General features: G+C 57.9%; 20 protein-coding genes. 11 read left to right on the top strand and 9 right to left on the bottom strand.

The features are described from left to right. Nucleotides 1-68: 68 nt before the first annotated feature. Nucleotides 69-599: an invasion associated locus B family protein gene (locus DHN10_RS12410; RefSeq protein WP_199910671.1), complete on the bottom strand. Its 531-nt coding sequence runs from the start codon at nucleotides 597-599 to the stop codon at nucleotides 69-71. A gap of 195 nt (nucleotides 600-794) precedes the next feature. Between DHN10_RS12410 and DHN10_RS12405 the strand changes: the two genes are divergently transcribed. The 4 genes from DHN10_RS12405 (at nucleotide 795) to DHN10_RS12390 (ending at nucleotide 4868) form a co-directional block, all read left to right on the top strand. Next, nucleotides 795-1784: an asparaginase gene (locus tag DHN10_RS12405; RefSeq protein WP_108815617.1), complete on the top strand. Its 990-nt coding sequence runs from the start codon at nucleotides 795-797 to the stop codon at nucleotides 1782-1784. 4 nt (nucleotides 1785-1788) lie between these two features. Next, nucleotides 1789-2979 carry a class I SAM-dependent methyltransferase gene (locus DHN10_RS12400; protein ID WP_108815616.1) on the top strand — a complete coding sequence of 397 codons (1191 nt, stop codon included), beginning with the start codon at nucleotides 1789-1791 and terminating at the stop codon, nucleotides 2977-2979. A 65-nt stretch (nucleotides 2980-3044) separates the two neighbouring features. Then, nucleotides 3045-3833, top strand: a complete 789-nt coding sequence (gene xth, locus DHN10_RS12395; RefSeq protein WP_108815615.1) for an exodeoxyribonuclease III — start codon at nucleotides 3045-3047, stop codon at nucleotides 3831-3833. A 9-nt stretch (nucleotides 3834-3842) separates the two neighbouring features. Then, complete coding sequence (locus tag DHN10_RS12390) at nucleotides 3843-4868, top strand: zinc-binding dehydrogenase (RefSeq protein ID WP_108815614.1); 1026 nt, start codon at nucleotides 3843-3845, stop codon at nucleotides 4866-4868. Here DHN10_RS12390 and DHN10_RS12385 read toward each other — a convergent pair. Next, nucleotides 4849-5097, bottom strand: a complete 249-nt coding sequence (locus DHN10_RS12385; protein ID WP_441338182.1) for a helix-turn-helix domain-containing protein — start codon at nucleotides 5095-5097, stop codon at nucleotides 4849-4851. The genes DHN10_RS12390 and DHN10_RS12385 overlap by 20 nt on opposite strands. Further along, nucleotides 5094-5630, bottom strand: a complete 537-nt coding sequence (locus tag DHN10_RS12380) for a DUF2975 domain-containing protein (RefSeq protein ID WP_108815613.1) — start codon at nucleotides 5628-5630, stop codon at nucleotides 5094-5096. Before DHN10_RS12380 ends, DHN10_RS12385 begins: the two co-directional genes overlap by 4 nt. 66 nt (nucleotides 5631-5696) lie before the next feature. On the opposite strand from DHN10_RS12380, the gene DHN10_RS12375 reads away from it, so the two are divergent. From DHN10_RS12375 to DHN10_RS12350, 6 genes are read left to right on the top strand one after another with little or no spacing between them, the layout of a single operon-like run. Next, the gene (locus DHN10_RS12375; protein ID WP_108815612.1) at nucleotides 5697-6212 is read left to right on the top strand and encodes a hypothetical protein; all 516 of its coding nucleotides are present in this window, start codon (nucleotides 5697-5699) and stop codon (nucleotides 6210-6212) included. 40 nt (nucleotides 6213-6252) lie between these two features. Beyond that, entirely contained in the window at nucleotides 6253-6708 is a 456-nt protein-coding gene (rsfS, locus tag DHN10_RS12370; protein WP_108815611.1) for a ribosome silencing factor, read from the top strand. Beyond that, nucleotides 6708-7178, top strand: a complete 471-nt coding sequence (gene rlmH, locus DHN10_RS12365) for a 23S rRNA (pseudouridine(1915)-N(3))-methyltransferase RlmH (RefSeq protein ID WP_108815610.1) — start codon at nucleotides 6708-6710, stop codon at nucleotides 7176-7178. The genes rsfS and rlmH overlap by 1 nt, the downstream gene beginning before the upstream one ends. Before the next feature lie 58 nt (nucleotides 7179-7236). Beyond that, a complete protein-coding gene (gpmI, locus tag DHN10_RS12360) occupies nucleotides 7237-8751 on the top strand; it encodes a 2,3-bisphosphoglycerate-independent phosphoglycerate mutase (protein ID WP_108815725.1) in 1515 nt (504 codons plus the stop codon). Continuing rightward, on the top strand, nucleotides 8748-9821 hold the full coding sequence (locus DHN10_RS12355) for a murein hydrolase activator EnvC family protein (protein ID WP_108815609.1): 1074 nt from the start codon (nucleotides 8748-8750) through the stop codon (nucleotides 9819-9821). Before gpmI ends, DHN10_RS12355 begins: the two co-directional genes overlap by 4 nt. Nucleotides 9822-9835: 14 nt before the next feature. Next, nucleotides 9836-11179, top strand: a complete 1344-nt coding sequence (locus DHN10_RS12350) for a S41 family peptidase (RefSeq protein WP_108815608.1) — start codon at nucleotides 9836-9838, stop codon at nucleotides 11177-11179. Between the two features lie 49 nt (nucleotides 11180-11228). Here the strand turns inward: DHN10_RS12350 and DHN10_RS12345 are convergent, their stop codons facing one another. Continuing rightward, a complete protein-coding gene (locus DHN10_RS12345; protein WP_199910670.1) occupies nucleotides 11229-11393 on the bottom strand; it encodes a hypothetical protein in 165 nt (54 codons plus the stop codon). Nucleotides 11394-11434: 41 nt separating this feature from the next. On the opposite strand from DHN10_RS12345, the gene DHN10_RS20185 reads away from it, so the two are divergent. Beyond that, entirely contained in the window at nucleotides 11435-11737 is a 303-nt protein-coding gene (locus DHN10_RS20185; RefSeq protein ID WP_108815607.1) for a hypothetical protein, read from the top strand. Nucleotides 11738-12303: 566 nt separating this feature from the next. Here the strand turns inward: DHN10_RS20185 and DHN10_RS12330 are convergent. From DHN10_RS12330 to DHN10_RS12310, 5 genes are all read right to left on the bottom strand, one after another. Continuing rightward, nucleotides 12304-14748, bottom strand: coding sequence for a GcvT family protein (locus DHN10_RS12330; protein ID WP_108815605.1), 2445 nt, complete (start codon nucleotides 14746-14748; stop codon nucleotides 12304-12306). Between the two features lie 93 nt (nucleotides 14749-14841). Beyond that, entirely contained in the window at nucleotides 14842-15786 is a 945-nt protein-coding gene (locus DHN10_RS12325) for a GlxA family transcriptional regulator (RefSeq protein ID WP_108815604.1), read from the bottom strand. Continuing rightward, complete coding sequence (locus tag DHN10_RS12320) at nucleotides 15783-16661, bottom strand: homocysteine S-methyltransferase family protein (RefSeq protein ID WP_108815603.1); 879 nt, start codon at nucleotides 16659-16661, stop codon at nucleotides 15783-15785. Before DHN10_RS12320 ends, DHN10_RS12325 begins: the two co-directional genes overlap by 4 nt. Then, nucleotides 16658-17113: a pyridoxamine 5'-phosphate oxidase family protein gene (locus DHN10_RS12315; protein ID WP_108815724.1), complete on the bottom strand. Its 456-nt coding sequence runs from the start codon at nucleotides 17111-17113 to the stop codon at nucleotides 16658-16660. Before DHN10_RS12315 ends, DHN10_RS12320 begins: the two co-directional genes overlap by 4 nt. Continuing rightward, a complete protein-coding gene (locus tag DHN10_RS12310; protein ID WP_108815602.1) occupies nucleotides 17113-19566 on the bottom strand; it encodes a GcvT family protein in 2454 nt (817 codons plus the stop codon). The genes DHN10_RS12315 and DHN10_RS12310 overlap by 1 nt, the downstream gene beginning before the upstream one ends. Nucleotides 19567-19577: the final 11 nt, after the last annotated feature.

Raw genomic sequence — 19577 nt, 5'->3', positions numbered from 1 at the left:
CCCGGCATATAAGCAAAGAAGGCGGCTTTCACAAGAAAGCCGCCTTCGAGGGAAGTATAGTAAGGCCTTTAGCCTGAGCAGCGATTGGCGGCTTCATCCACAGCGGCGGTAAACCCAAGCAGGCTGAATGTGTCCTGCGTCTGTGTGCCCCGACCGGAGCGTGCGGTCAGCACTGCATTGGCCCCACGCTTCATCGCGGCCACGAATTTTGCGTCATCGTCAGGCGTTGCAGGCCAGGCTGTTTCGCCTTGGGTGAACATCTGGAACGTGGTGTCGCCCACCTGCACGCTCACGGTGGATCCGTCGGCGAAAGGATAGCCACCGGTGAACATCACCTGACCGTTCACATCTTCGGAAGGGCGATAGAACACGATCAGGCGGATATCGCCCCGGCGCACGTCAACAGCAGTGCCGTCACGTGTGTTCAGTGTTTCCTTAGGTGCCGAGACCGCCCAGCATTCGTTCGGATCGCTTTCAACAAAAACGCTCCAATCGGTATTCGCCGCAACGCGGTTTTCGCTTTCTTCCTGCGCGCTTGCACTGCCCGCAACAAAAAGTGCTGCGGCCACGCCCACCATACGTGAAAAATTCAAAATCATCTCCTACAGCCTCCAACGCTGTCCGTGCCTCTGGATGTCTCTACCCAGCTGTGATGCATCTGACGGCACCTTTTCGACTGGCGAGACTGTGTTCAACTCGATAGCGTGAAGCTTAGCAAAAAATCGCCAGCAGGGGAAAGCCCCTTAAAACCTCAGGCTATTGGCGGCTCTATACACAGTTCAAGAGGCAAAAACATGGCAAATTCCGTTGATCTGGTCGAAGTTTGGCGCGGTGACCTGCTTGAGTGTGTGCATCAAGGTCACGCAGTTGTGTGCGACGACACAGGCCAGATTGTGCAGGCATGGGGCGACCCGGCCAAAGTGATCTATCCAAGATCGTCATGCAAAATGGTGCAAGCGCTGCCGCTATTGGAAAGTGGCGCTGGCGCACATTTGACCGATGAGCAGCTTGCGCTGGCCTGTGCTTCACACCAGGGTGCGGCCATTCATACCGACCGGGTGAAGGCCTGGCTGGAGGACCTCAGCCTGACCGATGATGCCTTTCGCTGCGGGCCGCAAATGCCCAGTGACAAACCCGCCCGCAAGGGGCTGATCCGTGCCCACGCAGAACCCTGTCAAATACACAATAACTGCTCTGGCAAACACGCAGGATTTCTGACCCTCACCAAACATCTTGGGGCTGGGCCAGACTACGAATTGATTGACCACCCTGTGCAACAGGCCTGCAAAGCTGCCTTTGAAGAGGTGACCGAGGAAACCAGCCCGATGTTTGGGATCGACGGCTGCTCTGCCCCCAATCATGCCTGCACCGTGCATGGTCTGGCCCGCGCCATGGCGTTTTTTGCCAGTGCCGGCGACCGGTCCGACAGGCGCAGTCAGGCGGCGGTAAAGCTGACCCAAGCCATGGCCACCTTTCCCGAACTGGTGGCAGGCGAAACCCGTGCTTGTACTGATCTGATGCGTGCGATGGACCATAAGGTTGCGATCAAAACCGGGGCCGAGGGTGTCTTTGCCGCCATTATTCCTGAAATGCGCCTTGGCGTGGCGCTCAAGATCCGTGACGGGGCCACCCGCGCGAGCGAAGCCGCAATCGCAGCAATCCTTGTGAAACTTGGCGTGCTGGATGCGGCGCACCCTGCGGCCATCGCCCGGATGCAGCCAGCGGTCAAAAACTGGCGTGGGACGGTTACGGGCCGGATACGCCCCGCGGCAACGCTGGTGTAACATCATGAATGATGTGCGCGACCAATATGAGGCCTTTCCCTATCCCGCCCGTGATCCCAAGGATGAGGCCAAGCGGCTGATCAAAGGCTCGCCCTCATTGCCGGTGGAAATGGACCATTGCCTGTGGAACGGGCAGCGCGACTGGTCACAAACTTTGCGCGTGCTGGTCGCGGGCGGTGGTACCGGCGATGGTTTGGTGCAACTGGCGCAGCTTTTGCATGCGGCGGGCAAGCCTTACCAGATCACCTATCTCGATCTGTCTTCTGCCTCGCGCAAGATTGCCGAAGCGCGGATCAAAATGCGCGGCCTGCCCAATGTGCAGTTCGAAACCGGCTCGCTTTTGAATGCGGCGGCCTTTGGACCCTTTGACTACATTGACTGTTGCGGGGTCCTGCACCATCTGCCTGACCCCGAGGCCGGCCTAGCCGCCTTGCATAATGCACTGACCCCCGGCGGTGGATTGGGGTTCATGGTTTACGCACCCTATGGCAGGTCAGGGGTCTATCCATTGCAGGCAGCCTTCAACCGGCTTTACGGGCATCTGCCGCCAAAATCGCAGCTCAAGCATGCCAAAGCGACCTTTGCCAAGCTCCCTGCTGCGCATCCGCTGAACCGCAACCCCAACCTTGGCGACCACAAACAATCCGAAGCGGGTTTCTATGACCTGCTGGTGCATTCGCAAGATCGGGCGTTCACAGTGCGGGCATGGGCCGATGCTTTGACGGCAACCGGGTGGAAGCTGGCTAGTTTTGCACAACCGGGCCGCTACGATTTAGCGCAGTTTGCTGATGTGCCCGCTGACATGGACGCGCTGACACAGATGGCGACAGCAGAAAAGCTCCGCGGCACCATCAAAACCCATGTGGGCTATGCCCGCCGGAAAGGCGATCCGCCACCGGCCGAATTGAACATGATGGCGCGCATTCCGCATCTGAACGGTGCTGACGTCCAGAAAATGGCGCAGGCTGTTGCCGCCAAAAACCTGCCCAAGCTGCGGGTCGGCGCAGAAGAGATCGATGTAACGATCCCACCCAAGGCCGCGGGCTTGCTTGCCGCCGTTGATGGAAAAACGACGGTCAATGATGTTATCGCAGCGGCGAAACAGACCCCTCAGGAAGGCTTGCGCCTTTGGCAAAAACTGGAAGCCGCGCTGATGCCCTGGGGCCTGCTGCATTATTCCGGTTTTCTGCGCTGACGGTTGATCATTGCTTCCGCAAACGTCACATATGACACCTGCACCTCAGCCCGGAGAGCCAACCCATGCCCTTTACCCTTGCCACTTGGAACATCAACTCTGTCCGTCTGCGCGAGGATATCGTCGCGCGGCTGATGCGTGAAGAAACGCCTGACGTGCTTTGCCTGCAGGAATGCAAAAGCCCCGTGGACAAGATCCCGTTGGAGCAGTTTCAAGGCTTGGGCTACACCCACATGGTGGCGCGTGGGCAGAAGGGTTACAACGGTGTTGCGATCTTTTCCAAGCTGCCCATGGTTGAGGCTGGTGCAGAGGATTACGCACAGCTCGGCCATGCCCGCCATATCGCGGGCAAGTTGGAAAACGGGGTGACGATCCACAACCACTATGTGCCTGCTGGCGGTGACGTGGCGGATCGGGAAGTAAACGAAAAGTTTGGCAACAAGCTCGACTACCTGACCGATATGCGCGATGCCTATCACGCGGCGAAACCTGAAAAATCCATCCTTGTTGGTGATCTGAATATCGCCCCCCGCGAGGATGATGTGTGGGACCACAAAAAGCTGCTCAAGGTCGTCAGCCACACGCCCGTTGAGGTCGAACACTTTGCCGATGTCATGGACGCGGGCGGTTGGTCTGACGTGACCCGGAACGATATCACCGAAGGCAAGCTCTATAGCTGGTGGTCTTACCGCGCCAAGGATTGGGACGCCGCTGACAAGGGCCGCCGTCTTGATCACATTTGGGCCACGCCCGATATCAAGAATGCCGCGCACTCCAGCCGTGTGATGCGCGACGCACGTGGTTGGGAAAAACCCAGCGATCATGCACCGGTTTTTGCGACCTTTGATCTATAGGAGCTTGCGATGACATTGCCATCTCAGATGAAGGCACTGATCCAGTTGCACGATGGCTATTCCCGGACGCAGACCGGGCCAAACATCACCGACCTCGCGCCATTTCTGGCGCAGGACGAAGTGGCGGTGCCGACGCCCGGTGATGGGCAGGCATTGATCAAAGTGGATCTGGCGGCGGTGAACCCATCTGACATTCACTTTATCAAAGGCGAATATGGCCAGCCGCGGATCAAGGGCACACCCGCCGGATTTGAAGGTGTGGGCACGGTAGTCGCTGGTGACACACCGCTGAAAGGCCAGCGCGTCAGCTTTTTTGCGACAGCCTCTGGCGCATGGGCGGAATACGCGCTGACCGATGCCAGCACTTTGGTGCCCTGCCGCCCCGATTTGGCCGAAGTTGATGCAGCGGGACAATTGGTCAACCCGCTGACGGCCATCGCGATGTTTGACTTGGTCAAGGACGGCGGCGCCGATAGCTTTGTGCTGAACGCCGCCGGGTCGCAACTGGGCAAGCTGCTGATTGCGCTAGGCCGCGACCGTGGCGTGAAACCCATTGCCGTGGTGCGGCGGCCCGAACAGGCAGCGGCCTTAAAGGAACTGGGCGCGGCAGAGGTCATCGTGACGGGCGAGTTGGACCCGTTGGGTGCAGCCCAAGCGATCTTCAAAACCCTCAAGCCGCGCGTTCTTTTGGATGCGGTGGGTGATCAATTCACCGCCGATCTGTTCTTTGCCATGCCAAGCCATGCGCGCTGGGTGAACTATGGAAAGCTGTCGACGGAACCGCCTGCGCTCAAGGAACTGGGCCAGATGATCTTTCGCGGCAAGCAGATCGAAGGGTTCTGGTTGACGCGCTGGATGAAACAGGTTGATCCGGCACGCATCCCGCAGGCGTTCATGGAAATTCAGGAACGGTTCGTGTCGGGCACCTGGAAAACCGATGTGTCCGGGATTGTTCAATTGTCACAGGCGATGACAGATCTGCCAACGGTGCTGGCGCAACCTGACGGGAAGGCGTTTATCGACCCACGGCAGTGAAATCTGCATCCTCGGCTGGTGTGACGGCCTCTAGCAAATCCCCCGGCTGACACTCTAGCACGGCGCAAATCCGGGCCAGTGTTTCGAACCTGACCCCTTTCACCTTGCCTGATTTCAGCAGGCTGATGTTTTGCTCTGTGATGCCCACGGCCTGTGCCAAATCACGCGACCTCATTTTGCGCAGGGCCAACATGACGTCCAAACGGACGATGATTTCCATATCGTTCATACGAATGACTTGTTTTCGGCGGCCACGTCAGAAGCCTCGCGCATCGCCCAACCGATCACCATGATCAAACCGCCAGAAAGGGCGAAAAAGATCATGTCGCTGTCCAGTCCAATGGCCAAGCTGCGCTCGCCCGGTGGATTGGCGAGGGTCAGCAGCACGGTCTGGATGGGGCGCAGGATAAAGGGAACAACCGCCAAAGCCAGAAAGCCCTGACCAATCCGCAGAATCACGCGCGCACTGTTTTCGGTTAATACCTGCCCCTCAACATAGGCTCCAAACAGCTTGCGCATCTCGTTCAGCGTCAAAAGCAGGATCAACGGCGCGATCAGATTGAGGGCAACAACCGTCATTAACTGCCCGCGCGTGGCGTCCGGTGACACCGGCGCACCGTCAAGCGTGCCGTTCAAAGCCTCTGGCACTAATGGCGTGTTGAACAACCCGCCAACGATAGTCAGGGGTAAGATCACCATGGCGGCAATCGTGATGCCGCGCAAAACAGCGGCCCATTTCGAAACGCGAGTCAGTTGTGACATTTTGCACCTTTTCATTTCTATAATTTATCGTAAAACAATAAGTATATCTTGTCAAAGGAGATTCTTATGCGACTTTCATTTCTCACCTTCATTGTCCTATCCGCTTGCGCAAGCATCGTGCCATCCACCGTGTTGCGTCTGAACGGGCTGTCACCAACAACCGCCGATCCGGCAGGCTTTGCACTAGATTTGACGTTGCCAGCAGGCATCGATGTGCTGCCGGACACGGCGCAATTGACGTTCGCTGTGGCCCGATCTGACACCGGCGAAGCGCAATCGGGTAGCTACAGTCTCGAACGCAAAGGCGATGTTTTTCGGATCGCCGAAGACGATCTTCCGGCACTGCGCGCACTACAAGCGACTGCGCGTGCGTGGAAAGTAGAGAATGACGCCGCGGCCAGTGGGTCCATAGGTCTTACTCTTACTCCGTGCCTGATTGGCGATGGCCCGACCCCCGATGCGCGGGTCAGCGTTGGATTGCGGTTAGAGGAGAACGGTGCATTCTTGCCGCTTGTCCGGGGTGGCCCGCTGTCTGCGGTTGCAAGTGCTGCTGAAATCAGCGAGATGGGCGTCTGCCCGTAAGCATGTTGAAAAATACGTCGGGCGTTGCTACTTTTTGAATATGCCCGGCGTCGGGGCCATCACGACGTGTATTAAGGAGGACGATGAACTGTCTCTTTCTACATCGGCTGATACATCAGCCAACGCGAGCGCATCGGCAATGAGTGCTTCGCAAACTGTAACCAGCGACGGTCTTCTGGCGGCTGTCCTCAAATCTCTTGATGACGACAAAGGCGAAGATATCGTGCAGATTGATCTGCGTGGTAAGTCCGAGATCGGTGACTATATGGTCATCGCTTCGGGTCGTTCGACCCGTCAGGTGACGGCAATGGCTGAAAAGTTGGCCGACCGGATCAAGCAGGAATTCGGGATCATCTCCAAGACGGAAGGCAAGGACACCGGCGATTGGGTGCTGATCGATACAGGCGATATCATCGTGCATATCTTCCGGCCGGAAGTGCGCGAGTTTTATCAGCTTGAAAAGATGTGGCAGCCCGGAGCGGCGACCGCCGTCTGATGCGCGTCCAGATTTGCGCTGTGGGCCGTTTGCGCAAAGGGCCCGAGCGCGACCTTTACGACGACTACCTCACCCGGTTCGACCGGACCGGGCGGGCCCTGGCCCTTGGCCCTGCGCAATTGATCGAAGTCGAAGACAAGAAGGGCGGTGGCATGACCGCTGAGGGCGCGTTGCTGGAACGTGCCGTGCCTGATGGTGCGTTGATTTGCACGATGGATGAACGTGGTAAGGTCATGAGCTCACCTGAATTTGCCCGATTGCTCGGCACTTGGCGCGATCAGGGGCGGCAGGATGTGAGCTTTGTCATTGGCGGGGCTGATGGGATCGATCCCGCCTTGCGCGCCCGCGCCGATGCCAGTCTCAGTTTTGGCAAGATGGTCTGGCCTCATATGCTCGTCCGCGTGATGCTGGCCGAACAGCTTTATCGCGCCGCGTCTATTCTTGCCGGCGGGCCGTATCACCGCGCTTAGCTATTCCGACCCGCGCAAGGATAGGCTAAACCACCGCTAAACTTTGATGGAGCGTCCGATGCCTGCACCCAAACCCGTTGTTCTTTGCATTCTTGACGGTTGGGGCCTGCGTGACGCTGTTGAAGGCAACGCCCCCAAACAGGCCAAGACCCCAAATTTCGACGCCATCATGCAAGGCCCCCACGCGCAGCTTTTGACCCATGGCAATGATGCGGGTTTGCCGTCGGGCCAGATGGGCAATTCCGAGGTGGGTCATACCAATATTGGCGCGGGCCGGGTTGTGGCGATGGATTTGGGTCAGATTGAACTGGCGATCGAAGACGGTTCCTTCTTTGACGCGAACGCGCTGACCGCATTCATTGCCAAGATGAAAGACAACGGCGGCACCGCGCATTTGATGGGCGTTGTGTCCGATGGCGGTGTGCATGGGCATGTGGCGCATATTATCGCAGCGGCCAAGGCGATCACGGGTGCGGGTGTGCCGGTGGCCATTCACGCAGTTACCGACGGGCGTGATGTGGCGCCATCCTCGGCGCTGGGTTTCATGGCGCAGTTGCAAGACGGCTTGCCAGAGAACGCCCGGATCGTCACGGTCATTGGCCGTTACTTTGCCATGGATCGCGATAACCGTTGGGAGCGGGTCCAGACGGCTTATGACGCGATGATCAACGGGCAGGGCGACGTCGCCGCTGACCCGGCAGCGGCTATTCAGGCGGCCTATGACAATGGCAAAACGGATGAATTCATTCCTGCCACAAGCATCGGTGACTACGCAGGTGTTGCAGAGGGCGACGGGTTTTTCTGTCTCAACTTCCGTTCTGATCGCGCCCGCGAAATCCTCGCGGCGATTGCTGATCCTGATTTTACTGGATTTGATCGCAACCAACCGCAACTTGCTGCCCTGCTCGGCATGGTCAGCTATTCGGATAACCACGATGGCTGGTTCGACACGGTCTTTCCCAAGCGCGATATCCAAAACACCTTGGGCGCTTGGGTCGCCAAACATGATCTACGCCAGTTCCGCCTGGCCGAAACCGAGAAATACCCCCATGTGACGTTCTTTCTGAACGGCGGCATCGAAACGCCGGAAAAGGGCGAGGACCGCCATATGCCGAAATCGCCCAATGTGGCGACCTATGATTTGCAACCAGAGATGTCTTCGGGTGAGGTCACGGCGGCTTTCGTCAAAGCCATAGAAGATGGCTATGATCTGATCGTTACCAACTATGCAAACCCCGACATGGTGGGCCATACCGGCGATCTAGGGGCGGCGATCAACGCTTGCGAAGCGGTGGATGCCGGGCTGGGGCAGGTGCTGTCGGCATTGAGGGCCGCTGGGGGCACGATGATCGTCACCGCCGACCACGGCAACTGTGAAACAATGATCGATCCTGCAACCGGTGGACCACATACGGCGCATACGACAAACCCGGTGCCGGTGGCGCTTGTTGGCGGGCCCGAAGGCGCCCGATTGCGCGACGGGCGGTTGGCGGATCTGGCCCCGACGGTCCTTGATTTGATGGGGTTGGAGCTGCCACTTGAGATGACCGGGCGGAGTCTGATCGTCAAATGATCCGCAGTGCTGTTCTCTTGTTGTGTTTGGCCAGTCCCGCACTGGGCCAGCAATCCGCGCAGGATGCTGCGACAGCACTTGCAAGCGCGCGTGACCAATTGGAAGCAGCCGAAGGCGCCCGTGACCGTATCGCTGCACTGACACAGACCGTGCAGGCCTATGAGACGGGGCTGGCTGCAATGCGTGAAGGGCAACGCGACATCGCATTACGCGCGGCGGTCTTGGCCGATGATCTGACCAGCCGGCAGGCGGAATTGGCCCAGCTTTTGGGCGTGCTTTCGGCGATCAGCAATACACCGCAGCCCGTACAGCAAGCACACCCGCAAGGACCGCTGAGCAATGCACGAGCTGGAATGCTGGTGGCCGATGTGACCCCCGCGATCAAGGCAGAAGTGATCGAACTGACCGGGCTTCTGGAAGAGGCGCGCAGCTTGGGCGTTGCCCAACAACAGGCTGCGCAAACGCTGGCCGATGGTCTGCAAGGCGCGCAAACCGCGCGGGCAGCACTGGGGCAGGCGGTGTCAGCACGGACTGACCTACCAGCAAGGTTCGAGGATGATCCTGTGCAAACGGCGCTGCTCGTGGCCAGCGCAGAGACCCTTGGCACCTTCGCCGATGGGGTCGCAGCCGCGCGCCCCGATGAAACCACAGTGCTCACGGCACAAGGCAATTTGGCACTGCCGGTTGACGGGATCGTGTTGCCCGATGATGGCAGCGGGCGCAAAGGTGTCCGTCTGGCCGCGGCCCCACGGGCGCTTGTCACCACGCCGGTGCCTGCCACGATTCTGTTTCAAGGGCCGCTTTTGGACTATGGCAACGTCGTCATTCTGGAACCTGCCGCTGACGTTTTATTTGTAATGGCAGGCATTGCAGAAATTTTTGGCACCGCCGGGCAGGTGCTGCCAGCAGGCGCTCCCGTGGGCCTTTTGGGCGCGCCGACGGGGTACAATGACGGGATTTTGACCGAAAATCTGGATGTAGTGAGTGGTCAGGGCGCACAGGCCCTTTATCTCGAAGTGCGAGAAGGGCAAACTCCGGTAAATCCTGACGCGTGGTTCGCGTTGGAATAGGATAGGATAATAAGATGAAAAAGTTGATTATGGCCGCCGCAGGTGGCGCTGCACTTGGGCTTGTGGCGACAACGCAAGTTGCGGGTCCACTGCTGGCGCAAGAAGCGTCCTCGAATAGCAGCGTCTACGAACAGCTTGATCTTTTTGGCGATATCTTTGAACGGATCCGCGCAAGTTATGTGGAAGAAGTCGATGATGCAGCCCTGATCGAGGCCGCAATCAACGGCATGCTCACATCGCTTGATCCGCATTCCAGCTATTTGTCGCCGGATGCCGCCGCCAAGATGCGTGTCAGCACGTCAGGCGAATTCGGCGGTCTGGGAATTGAGGTCACGCAGGAAGAGGGCTGGGTCAAGGTCGTCTCGCCCATGGATGGCACGCCTGCGGATGCAGCGGGCGTTTTGGCCGGTGACTTTATCACCGGCGTGGATGGCGAAAGCGTGTTGGGCCTGACCCTGAACGAAGCGGTTGAGATGATGCGCGGGCCTGTCGGGTCCGAGATCATCATCACCATCGTGCGCGAAGGCGAGGTTGAACCATTTGACGTCTCGATCATCCGCGACACCATCAAACTGACGGCTGTGCGCACGCGGACCGAAGGCAACGCGGTGGTGCTGCGTGTGACCACATTCAATGAACAAACGTTCCCGAACCTGCGCGACGGGATGGATCAGCAGATCGAAGACGCAGGCGGCCTCGACAATATCGACGGCATCGTATTGGACCTGCGTAACAACCCCGGCGGCCTGCTGAGCCAGGCGGTCTATGTCTCGGATGCTTTCCTTGATGCAGGCGAGATTGTCTCGACCCGTGGACGCGAAGCCTCTGACGGTGACCGCTTCAACGCGACACCCGGTGATCTGGCCATGGGTAAACCCATCGTGGTGCTGATCAACGGCGGTTCGGCCTCGGCCTCTGAGATTGTGGCGGGCGCCTTGCAGGATCATCGCCGCGCCATCGTCGTGGGCACAAATTCCTTTGGCAAAGGCTCTGTACAAACGGTTGTTCCACTGCAAGGCAGCGGTGCGATGCGCTTGACCACAGCGCGGTACTACACGCCGTCCGGTCGGTCGATCCAGTCGCTTGGTATTTCCCCCGATATTATCGTAGAGCAGCCGATTGCGCGCGTTGATGAAGAAGCTGACACCGAAGAGCGGACCCAGCGTTCAGAGGCAGGGCTGCGTGGATCGCTGGAGAACGACAGCCTGACCGAGGATGAAATCCGCCAGATCGAAGAAGACCGCGCGCGAGCTGAGACAGCAGCGGCACTGCGTGAGGATGACTATCAGCTGGCATATGCGATTGATATCCTGAAAGGATTGAATGCATTGGGGCCGACAGAGATGGTGGATGAATAGGGTTGAAATGCGGGAATGGCAGTAGCGCGAAAGCTACTGCCGCTACTGTTCAGGCCTTGGTGATCATGGGCAAGATTAAGGCCCATTGTGTGTTCTGCGGCGGCCCAGCAGGTACGAAACCCAGTTCCTTGTAGACAGCGATTGCACGCGCATTGTCCGGATTGGGCCCGTTTAGCAGCAAAGCTAAAATGTCACCCATGTGTAATTCAGGCATGTCACTCTCCTCGCCAACGATAACAGGCAGCGAGAGCAGACATGGGATGCTTTCCCCTTGTAATCCTCAACCCAGAACGGCGGATCACCCATGCAGCCATAACCGAGAACAAGTGCCTTGGTGCCGTGCTGGCTCATATTAAGCAAGAACAGGACAAGGCTGCACCAAAGCCAAGGGTCAAACCTGTCAGTGCAAAAAATGGGTATAAAAAGACTGTGCGTCGTCCTCCCGGCGCTCCGTCAAAGATGGAAGGATACTACGAGAAGAAACGGCTGGAACGCCAAGCCGAGGCTGACAAAGCTGCATTGCAACCGGAAGCTTCAGATATCAAGGTAATTATATGACATCGCCTAACTACAGATTTCTATATCCCACTGACACGGAAACCCGCCATTCATACTGCAAGCGTTTGGAAGATGACGGCCACGATGAGATGTACATCCGAAAGGCTCTTAGAGTTCACTGGGGTATGGAGCTTCACGAATTTGGCGCATTCTTTGACGATTATCCAGACGCAAGAATGCGGCATGTAGCAGTGCTCTGCAGGATACGGCCAACAAGGACAGACTGTTCATTTGCCTTGAAGCTGAGCAGGAATCTCGGAATTTCTCAAAGCCAGGCTGAAGAATGGATCGAGCGTTACCACAAAAGCCGCAAAGCCAGCCAGAGTTGCGATATGTGAGGTCTCCGCCCTGTCAGGCTTTGCTACCGTCCCACTCTTTGGTGACATTCCTGCTTTGCACAACCAGTGACATTTTAACTTGGTTGCAACAGGCCCGTCGCAATAGCAGGAGCACCTTTGAACGAGACGAGATCGCCCAGTGTTGCCTTGTGAAAACGATATTTACGAGGTGCAGTCATACCATTAGCCTCACAGACCACCCGGCCGCATGTTTTGGGACCGTGGGCCTTAGACCTTCACGCGCTCACTTTTGGGGTCATAAAATGGTTTGGTTTGCGCTTCAGCCTTCACCCGCGTGCCCATGACGTCGATCTCATAGTCACTGGCCAGCATGTCTGCCACGCTTTCGCCTTCGCAAGGCACATAGCCCATGCCGATGGCGGCCCCAACGTGGTGGCCATAACCCCCGGATGACAGATAGCCAACCGTCTGCCCGTCCCGGACAATCGGTTCATTGTGATACAACAGCGGCTCTGGGTCGGTCAGTTTGAACTGCACCAGACGTCGTTGAAGGCCCTCTTGGCGTTTACGCAGCACCGCATCCCGGCCAATGAACGCGGGCTTGTCGGTTTTGACGGCAAAGCCAAGCCCCGCTTCCAGCACATGATCTTCTGACGTGATATCATGACCAAAGTGGCGGAACCCTTTTTCCATCCGTGCGGCATCCATCATATGCATCCCGCAGAGTTTGAGCCCCATGTCCTGACCTGCCTCATGCAAAGTTTCGAACACATGGCCCGCCATGTCGGCAGAGATGTAAATCTCCCAACCCAGTTCACCTACGTAAGTCACACGGTGGACGCGGGCCATCCCCATGCCGATCTCGATCTCTTGCGCAGTGCCGAAAGGGTTCACGTCATTGCTGAAATCAGCGGGTGAAACGGCCTGTAGCAGTTTGCGGCTGTTAGGGCCCATCACGGCCAGGACACCTTCGCCTGCGGTCACATCGGTGATGACGACGTTGAAGTCGCCGACATGGCGCTGCATCCAGACCTGATCGGCTAGACGCGTCGCCGCAGGGGTGACCACCAGATAACACAGCTCTGAAATGCGGGTGACGGTCACATCCGCCTCGATCCCGCCTTTGCTGTTTAGAAACTGGGTATAGACGATCTTGCCTACAGGCACGTCATAATCGCCGCCGCCCACGTAGTTAAGAAAGGCCATCGCATCGCGACCCTCGACCCTTATCTTGCCAAAAGAGGACATGTCATACATGCCGACATTGGTGCGGATCGCGTTGACCTCAGCGGCGACATTGCCAAAGAAGTTCTGACGCTTCCAAGAGTATTCATACTCCGGTGCCTGCCCGTCATTGGCAAACCAGTTGGCACGTTCCCAGCCAGCGATTTCGCCCATCACGGCGCCCTGATCCAACAAATGCTGGTGGAAGGGCGTACGCCGAATACCGCGTGCGGTGGCCTTCTGGCGAAAGGGGAAGTGGTCAGCATAAAGCAGGCCCAGCGTTTCCTTGGACCGTTCAAACAGATAGGTCTTGTTGCCCTGAAATGGCTGCATCCGGCTGATATCCACATCGCCCAGATCGAACGGTTTTTCGCCTGCATCCATCCATTGCGACAGGGCCATGCCAGCGCCACCGGCGGATTGGATGCCGATAGAATTGAAACCGGCAGCGACCCAGACATTATCCATCTCTGGCGCCAGACCAAGGTGGTAAGCATCATCGGGCGTAAAGCTCTCTGGCCCGTTAAAGAACGTGTGGATACCCGCCTCGGCCAGCATGGGCATACGGTCAACGGCGGATTCAAGGATCGGCTCAAAGTGGTCGAAATCCTCGGGCAGTTGGTCAAACTCGAAATCGTCAGGGATGCCCTTCATCGCCCAGGGCTTGGCGTTGGGTTCAAACGCCCCCAGCAGCATTTTTCCTGCATCTTCTTTGTAGTAGGCACATTCGTCGGGGACACGCAGAACCGGCATCTGGGTCAGGCCCGCAATGGCCTCGGTCACGATATAGAAATGCTCGCAGGCATGCAGCGGGACGTTGACACCGGCCATGCGCCCTACTTCGTGGCCCCACATACCCGCACAGTTCACGATCATGTCACAGGTCATGGTGCCCTGATCGTCGCCCGTCGCCCAATCAACAGATTTGACCCGGCGACCATCGCGGTTGATGCCTGTGACTTTGGTGCGTTCTGCTACAACAGCACCGTTCAACCTTGCGCCCTTGGCCAGGGCCAATGCGATGTTGGCCGGATCGCCTTGACCATCGAGCGGCAGATAGACCCCTGCCTTTACCCCTTCGATATTCAGGTGTTCATAGCGGTTCTTGACCTCTTTGGGTGAAATCTCTTCCACCTCAACGCCAAAGGCGCGCGCCATACCGGCTTGGCGGAAAATCTCTTCCTTGCGTTCTTCGGTCAGGGCCACTGTCATTGACCCGCATCGCTTGAACCCGGTGGCAACCCCGGTTTCGGTCTCAAGATTGCCATAGAGTTCTTGAGAGTACTTCGCCAGCTTGGTCATATTCGCAGTTGCGCGCAGCTGCGCAATCAGACCGGCGGCATGCCAGGTTGTGCCGGATGTCAGCTGTTTTCGCTCCAGCAGCACCACGTCTTTCCACCCCAGTTTGGCCAGATGATAGGCCACCGAGCAGCCGATCACGCCGCCGCCAATAATCACAACGCGGGCATGGGATGGGAGAGAAGCCATGACTTGGAAATCCTTTAGAGAGTTAACACAAGACTTGTGCCATCTGAGTCTGATTGGGAATGATTTGAATGCGTCACTATTGGCGCAAATCTGCTATTTGGGCCGACCTTTCTTGCGCGCTGCATTTGGCGTCATGCCAAAGGCCTGGCGGTAGATTGTGGTAAAGCCACTGGGAAAGCCGCAGGCCAACCCGATCTCATTGATGCGCAGGTCGGTATTGAGCAACAGATTGTTGGCCTTCGTCAGGCGCAGCCCACGATAATAGCCGTTGGGCGTGGTTTTGAGTACACGGTTGAACTTGCGTTCGAGCGAGCGTTTGGACAGCTTGGCGCGTTGGGCCACTTCGGTGATGGGCAGGGCGAATTCCATGTTGTCCTTCATCAGGGCGATACAGGCGTCCAATGCTGTGTCTCCGGTTGATGATACTTCGCGACCCGAAAATGGTTGCAAGGTGTTAAAATGCCGGACCCGTTCATGCAGCAGCACATCGGCGACGGTCATCATCGTCGCAGCAGAGATATGTTGGCTCGCAATCGACAATGCGATGTCGAATGTCGCCCCCATGCCCGCACAGGTGATGATCGCGCCGCCGTCTACGGCCAGCGTGGCTTTGGTCTCAAACAGGCCCAGCCTCTCCATCAGCACGGCGCGGTTTTCCCAATGGGTGGTGTGACTGCGGGGGTCGCCTTTGTGCTCTGCGATATAGCGGCTAGCAGCCTCGGCAAGCAGGACAACCCGCGCCTGACGGCTGGTGTAATTGGCCAGACTGTTACCCATAGAGAGTGCCGGGCAGGCGGGATCGGAGTTGCCGATCACAAACAGATAATCTGCCTCGGGGCGGCTTGGCAGTGGAGTTGTTTCGATCACAGCGGCGCTGCTGCATGCAATGGGACCGCCGTGCCAAGACCTGTAGTGCCACTCAAAAACGGGTGTGCCATTGATCCGGTTGGCAAGCCGCAGCACTTCGACAATGCCAGTAAACTCTGTCAGTACGAATCCTTCGGCAACGAAGATATCAAATACCTGCAGGTCGGTCATGGCGCAACGATGTTGTGGCCCGCTGCCCTGATCTGATGGGCCAGTTCTGCGATATGCGCGGGCCCGACCTCGCAACATCCACCCACGATAGTGGCGCCTTGTGCGATCCAGTTCATGGCGAAGACGGCATAGGCCTCTGGCCCCAGATCCTCACGTGCGGTCAGTGCATCTACGGTGGGTTTGTCGGTCAGGAACCCGTCGGCAATCTTAACGAACCCGTTCGCATAGCCACCAAAAGGCAGATCACCCTTGGCCAGTACTTCGATCGCAGCCGTGATCGCCTCGGGTGATGAACAATTGGCCAGTAGCGCAGCGGCCTGTCGGGCATGGGGCAGCACGTCTGCCACTGGCTCGCCTGACCGCAGGCGCGTGCCGTCCTCATCCTGTACCGTGAGCGCCAGCCAAACAGGTTTGCCCGCTCCGGCCGTCGCTTCCAAAATGGCGCGGGCATGGGCAACAGAGGCCACCGTTTCACAGATCAGCACGTCCACATGGGGTGCCAGCTGATCGACGACCTCCTTGTAGATGGCGACGGCGGTGTCATGTGGTGGCATCAGGTCAGGACGGTAAGATGCGCCCAAAGGCCCTAGTGACCCTGCAACAACGCCAACGCCCGCGGCTTCTTTGATCGCAGCCGCATGCAGGGCCTCGAATTGCCCTTCAAACGGGGTGCCCTCCAAACGATCCCGCAGGATGGCATAGGTATTGGTGGTATGCACCGTGGCACCGGCTGAGACGTAATCGTTATGCACGGCCGCCACCATGCCGGGGTGATTAATCATAACTTGGGTGGACCACAGCGGCGTCGGGTTGTCGCCGGCGCGATGGACCAGTTCCTGGCCCATACCGCCGTCGAGAAGAATGATATCTGTCATGAATAAAGCGCCCCGAACTTCGCGACATAGGTCGTGATCATCTCGTCTTCGGTGATGCCATCATCATACGGCGGCGTCCAGATTTCACTTGCTGCCGTGATTTTGATTTCAACAATCGCGCCGATGCGGGCGGACAGGGAACCAAAAACCTCGGGCCAGCGCGGGTGCAGTTGTGCAAACTGGTCTCCGCCTTTCATATGGATAGTGGCCGTGCCGGTCACACGCACGGCCTTGCGCTTGAATGGATCGACGAAATTCACTTCAACGGCCGGGTTGGCCGCAAGATTGGCCCGTGTGCCCGGAGAGCGGATGTCACCATAGGCCAGCGTTTCATCGTCGAGGATCAAAAACGTGCCTTTGGGCGAAACGGCTGGCGCACCCTCAGACGTCACTGAGGCCACGAACCCCAAGGGGAACGTGGCGATCAGGTCTTTCATCGGGGCGGTCAGCATCAGGCGCGGATCCGTTCGTTCTGCGGATCCCAAAGCGGCTGATCTTTTTCAATGGTCGCGCTATAACGCTCACCATAGATATCAACGGCGACCTTGGTGCCCGGTTCAGCCACATCTGCGCGGACCATGCCAAGGGCGATGGATTTATTCGTACGATACCCCCAACCGCCAGAAGTGGTTTCACCCGCCACGTCATCGCCCACCCAGATCGTGGACATGTAGGGCGCATCCGCGGGGCCGGGATTATCCAACGTTATCGTCACAAAGCGTTTGGCCACGCCTGCCTGTTTCTCAGACAAAAGTGCGGCCTTGCCGGGGAAATCCTGTGGTTTGTCGAATTTGATGAACCGGTCCAGACCACCTTCAAGCAGCGAATAATCCGTGCTCAGATCACCTTTCCATGCGCGATAGCCTTTCTCAAGACGCAGCGCGTTGAGGGCAAACATGCCAAATGGCACAGCACCGGCACCCAGTACCGCGTCATAAAGCGCGGGCATGTTGGCGTTGGTAGCATGGATTTCCCAACCCAATTCACCGGCAAAGCTCACGCGGGCGAGCGCGCAATCGAGACCGGCAACCTTTGCCGATTGATGGCTCAGCCACCCAGTTGACAGATCGGCCTCGGTTCCCAGACTGGCAAACAGATCACGCGCCTTCGGCCCAGTCACGATAAGGGTTGAGAATTCTGTGGTGCGATCCGTCAGCACCAGCCCTTCGGGTAGCAAATCACTGAGCACCTCAAAATCATGCCATTGCGCAGAGGCAGCGGTGATCAGCGTGAACTGATCGTCGTCATGGCGCATCACCGACATCTCGGTCAGGATGCGGCCCCGGTCATCAGCAAAGTATGCAAGGTTCATGCGGCCGACCTTGGGCAATGCACCTGCAATGCGGGTGCGCAAGAACTCGGCAGCACCTTCGCCTGAAAGGTCGAACCGCGAGAAGCCGGGCAGGTCCAGAACGCCAACGCCATCGCGCACCGCTTCGCATTCCTCTTTCACACGCGGCTGCCATGGGCCGTTACGGTCCCATGTCTCGGTCGCTTCGATCGAGGTGTCGTCACCGTCTTTGGCATACCAGTTGGCGCGTTCCCAGCCGTTATAGGGCCCCATCTGGCCGCCCAGTTCCCGAACCTTGGCATCGACGGGCGACAGCTTTTTGTCGCGGCCTGCCGGCCACATCTTGTGGGGGAAATGCATGCCATACTCGTGGCCGTAAACTTCCAGAGCTTTCTGGTGACAATAGTCCTGATCGGTGTAATCGGTATAGCGGCGCGGATCGATGGCCCACATGTCCCATTCGGTCTGACCATCGACAATCCATTCGGCCGCAACCTTGCCCGCGCCACCGCCTTGGGTGATGCCAAAGGTAAAGACGCAGGCCTCAAAGGCATTTTTGACGCCGGGCATGGGGCCGACCAGCGGCAGGCCATCGGGGGCATAGGGGATCGGACCGTTGATGACACGCCCAACACCCGCAGTGCCAAGGAGCGGCACGCGCGCCATGGCGTCTTCGATATACCATTCCAACCGCTCAAGATCGTCGGGGTAAAGCTGGAAGCTGAAGTCATCGGGTTGCGGATCGTCCGGCGTCACCCAATGCGCCTTGCAATTCAGTTCATAAGGGCCAAGGTTCAGCCCGTTCTTGTCCTGGCGCAGATAGTAAGAGCTATCCACATCGCGCAGCAAAGGTACTTTGCCGCCGTTCTTTTCCGACCATTCCTTCAGCTCGGGTATCTCGTCGGTCAGGAAGTACTGGTGGGACATCGTGACCATTGGCACGGTGCGCCCACCGTAGGGCTTGAACCATTCGCCAATGCGCTGGGCATAATATCCGCCCGCATTCACGACTTTCTCGCAGTCGATGTCGCCTTTTTCCGTATGTACCGTCCATGTGCCGTTGGGGTGCTGCGTCACACCTGTCGCACTACAAAACCGCTCGATCTTGGCGCCCATCTGGCGGGCCCCTTTGGCCAGCGCCTGCGTCAGCTGTGCGGGGTCGATGTCACCATCATCGGGGTCATAAAGTGTGCCTTCCAGATCATGCGTCTCGAGGAACGGATACATCTCTTGGGCTTCATCTGGCGTCATCAACTTCAGGTTCAAACCCTGATAATTTGCCATGCCCATGGCGCGGGCAAACTCTTGCATGCGCTCTTTGGAATGTGCCAGCCGGATTGATCCGGTGACGTGGTAGTTCATCGGATAATCAACCTCGTCGGCGAGCCCTTTATAAAGGTTCAGCGAATAGCGCTGCATGTTCATCACCGCCCATGAGGTGCTGAACGACGGGCAGTTGCCTGCGGCATGCCAGGTTGACCCGGCAGTCAATTCGTTTTTCTCCAGCAAGACGCAATCGGTCCAGCCTTTCTTGGCCAGATGATAGAGGGTTGATACCCCCACAACACCGCCACCAATAATCACAACACGCGCAGTGGTCGGGAAATCAGCCATATCGTTCGCCT

Source organism: Loktanella sp. Alg231-35, from assembly GCF_900143545.1.
Lineage (GTDB): Bacteria > Pseudomonadota > Alphaproteobacteria > Rhodobacterales > Rhodobacteraceae > Yoonia.
This window is presented reverse-complemented; position numbering and strand designations above follow the sequence as displayed.

What these genes read in the sequence shown, in the direction of transcription:
- rsfS (WP_108815611.1), top strand. Translation starts at nt 6,253, where the DNA reads ATGCCCGGCGTCGGGGCCATCACGACGTGTATTAAGGAGGACGATGAA.
- DHN10_RS12330 (WP_108815605.1), bottom strand. Translation starts at nt 14,748, where the DNA reads ATGGCTTCTCTCCCATCCCATGCCCGCGTTGTGATTATTGGCGGCGGC.
- DHN10_RS12310 (WP_108815602.1), bottom strand. Translation starts at nt 19,566, where the DNA reads ATGGCTGATTTCCCGACCACTGCGCGTGTTGTGATTATTGGTGGCGGT.
- DHN10_RS12350 (WP_108815608.1), top strand. Translation starts at nt 9,836, where the DNA reads ATGAAAAAGTTGATTATGGCCGCCGCAGGTGGCGCTGCACTTGGGCTT.
- DHN10_RS12345 (WP_199910670.1), bottom strand. Translation starts at nt 11,393, where the DNA reads ATGCCTGAATTACACATGGGTGACATTTTAGCTTTGCTGCTAAACGGG.
- DHN10_RS20185 (WP_108815607.1), top strand. Translation starts at nt 11,435, where the DNA reads ATGGGATGCTTTCCCCTTGTAATCCTCAACCCAGAACGGCGGATCACC.
- gpmI (WP_108815725.1), top strand. Translation starts at nt 7,237, where the DNA reads ATGCCTGCACCCAAACCCGTTGTTCTTTGCATTCTTGACGGTTGGGGC.
- DHN10_RS12315 (WP_108815724.1), bottom strand. Translation starts at nt 17,113, where the DNA reads ATGCTGACCGCCCCGATGAAAGACCTGATCGCCACGTTCCCCTTGGGG.
- DHN10_RS12390 (WP_108815614.1), top strand. Translation starts at nt 3,843, where the DNA reads ATGACATTGCCATCTCAGATGAAGGCACTGATCCAGTTGCACGATGGC.
- DHN10_RS12355 (WP_108815609.1), top strand. Translation starts at nt 8,748, where the DNA reads ATGATCCGCAGTGCTGTTCTCTTGTTGTGTTTGGCCAGTCCCGCACTG.
- DHN10_RS12320 (WP_108815603.1), bottom strand. Translation starts at nt 16,661, where the DNA reads ATGACAGATATCATTCTTCTCGACGGCGGTATGGGCCAGGAACTGGTC.
- DHN10_RS12410 (WP_199910671.1), bottom strand. Translation starts at nt 599, where the DNA reads ATGATTTTGAATTTTTCACGTATGGTGGGCGTGGCCGCAGCACTTTTT.
- xth (WP_108815615.1), top strand. Translation starts at nt 3,045, where the DNA reads ATGCCCTTTACCCTTGCCACTTGGAACATCAACTCTGTCCGTCTGCGC.
- rlmH (WP_108815610.1), top strand. Translation starts at nt 6,708, where the DNA reads ATGCGCGTCCAGATTTGCGCTGTGGGCCGTTTGCGCAAAGGGCCCGAG.
- DHN10_RS12375 (WP_108815612.1), top strand. Translation starts at nt 5,697, where the DNA reads ATGCGACTTTCATTTCTCACCTTCATTGTCCTATCCGCTTGCGCAAGC.
- DHN10_RS12385 (WP_441338182.1), bottom strand. Translation starts at nt 5,097, where the DNA reads ATGAACGATATGGAAATCATCGTCCGTTTGGACGTCATGTTGGCCCTG.
- DHN10_RS12325 (WP_108815604.1), bottom strand. Translation starts at nt 15,786, where the DNA reads ATGACCGACCTGCAGGTATTTGATATCTTCGTTGCCGAAGGATTCGTA.
- DHN10_RS12400 (WP_108815616.1), top strand. Translation starts at nt 1,789, where the DNA reads ATGAATGATGTGCGCGACCAATATGAGGCCTTTCCCTATCCCGCCCGT.
- DHN10_RS12380 (WP_108815613.1), bottom strand. Translation starts at nt 5,630, where the DNA reads ATGTCACAACTGACTCGCGTTTCGAAATGGGCCGCTGTTTTGCGCGGC.
- DHN10_RS12405 (WP_108815617.1), top strand. Translation starts at nt 795, where the DNA reads ATGGCAAATTCCGTTGATCTGGTCGAAGTTTGGCGCGGTGACCTGCTT.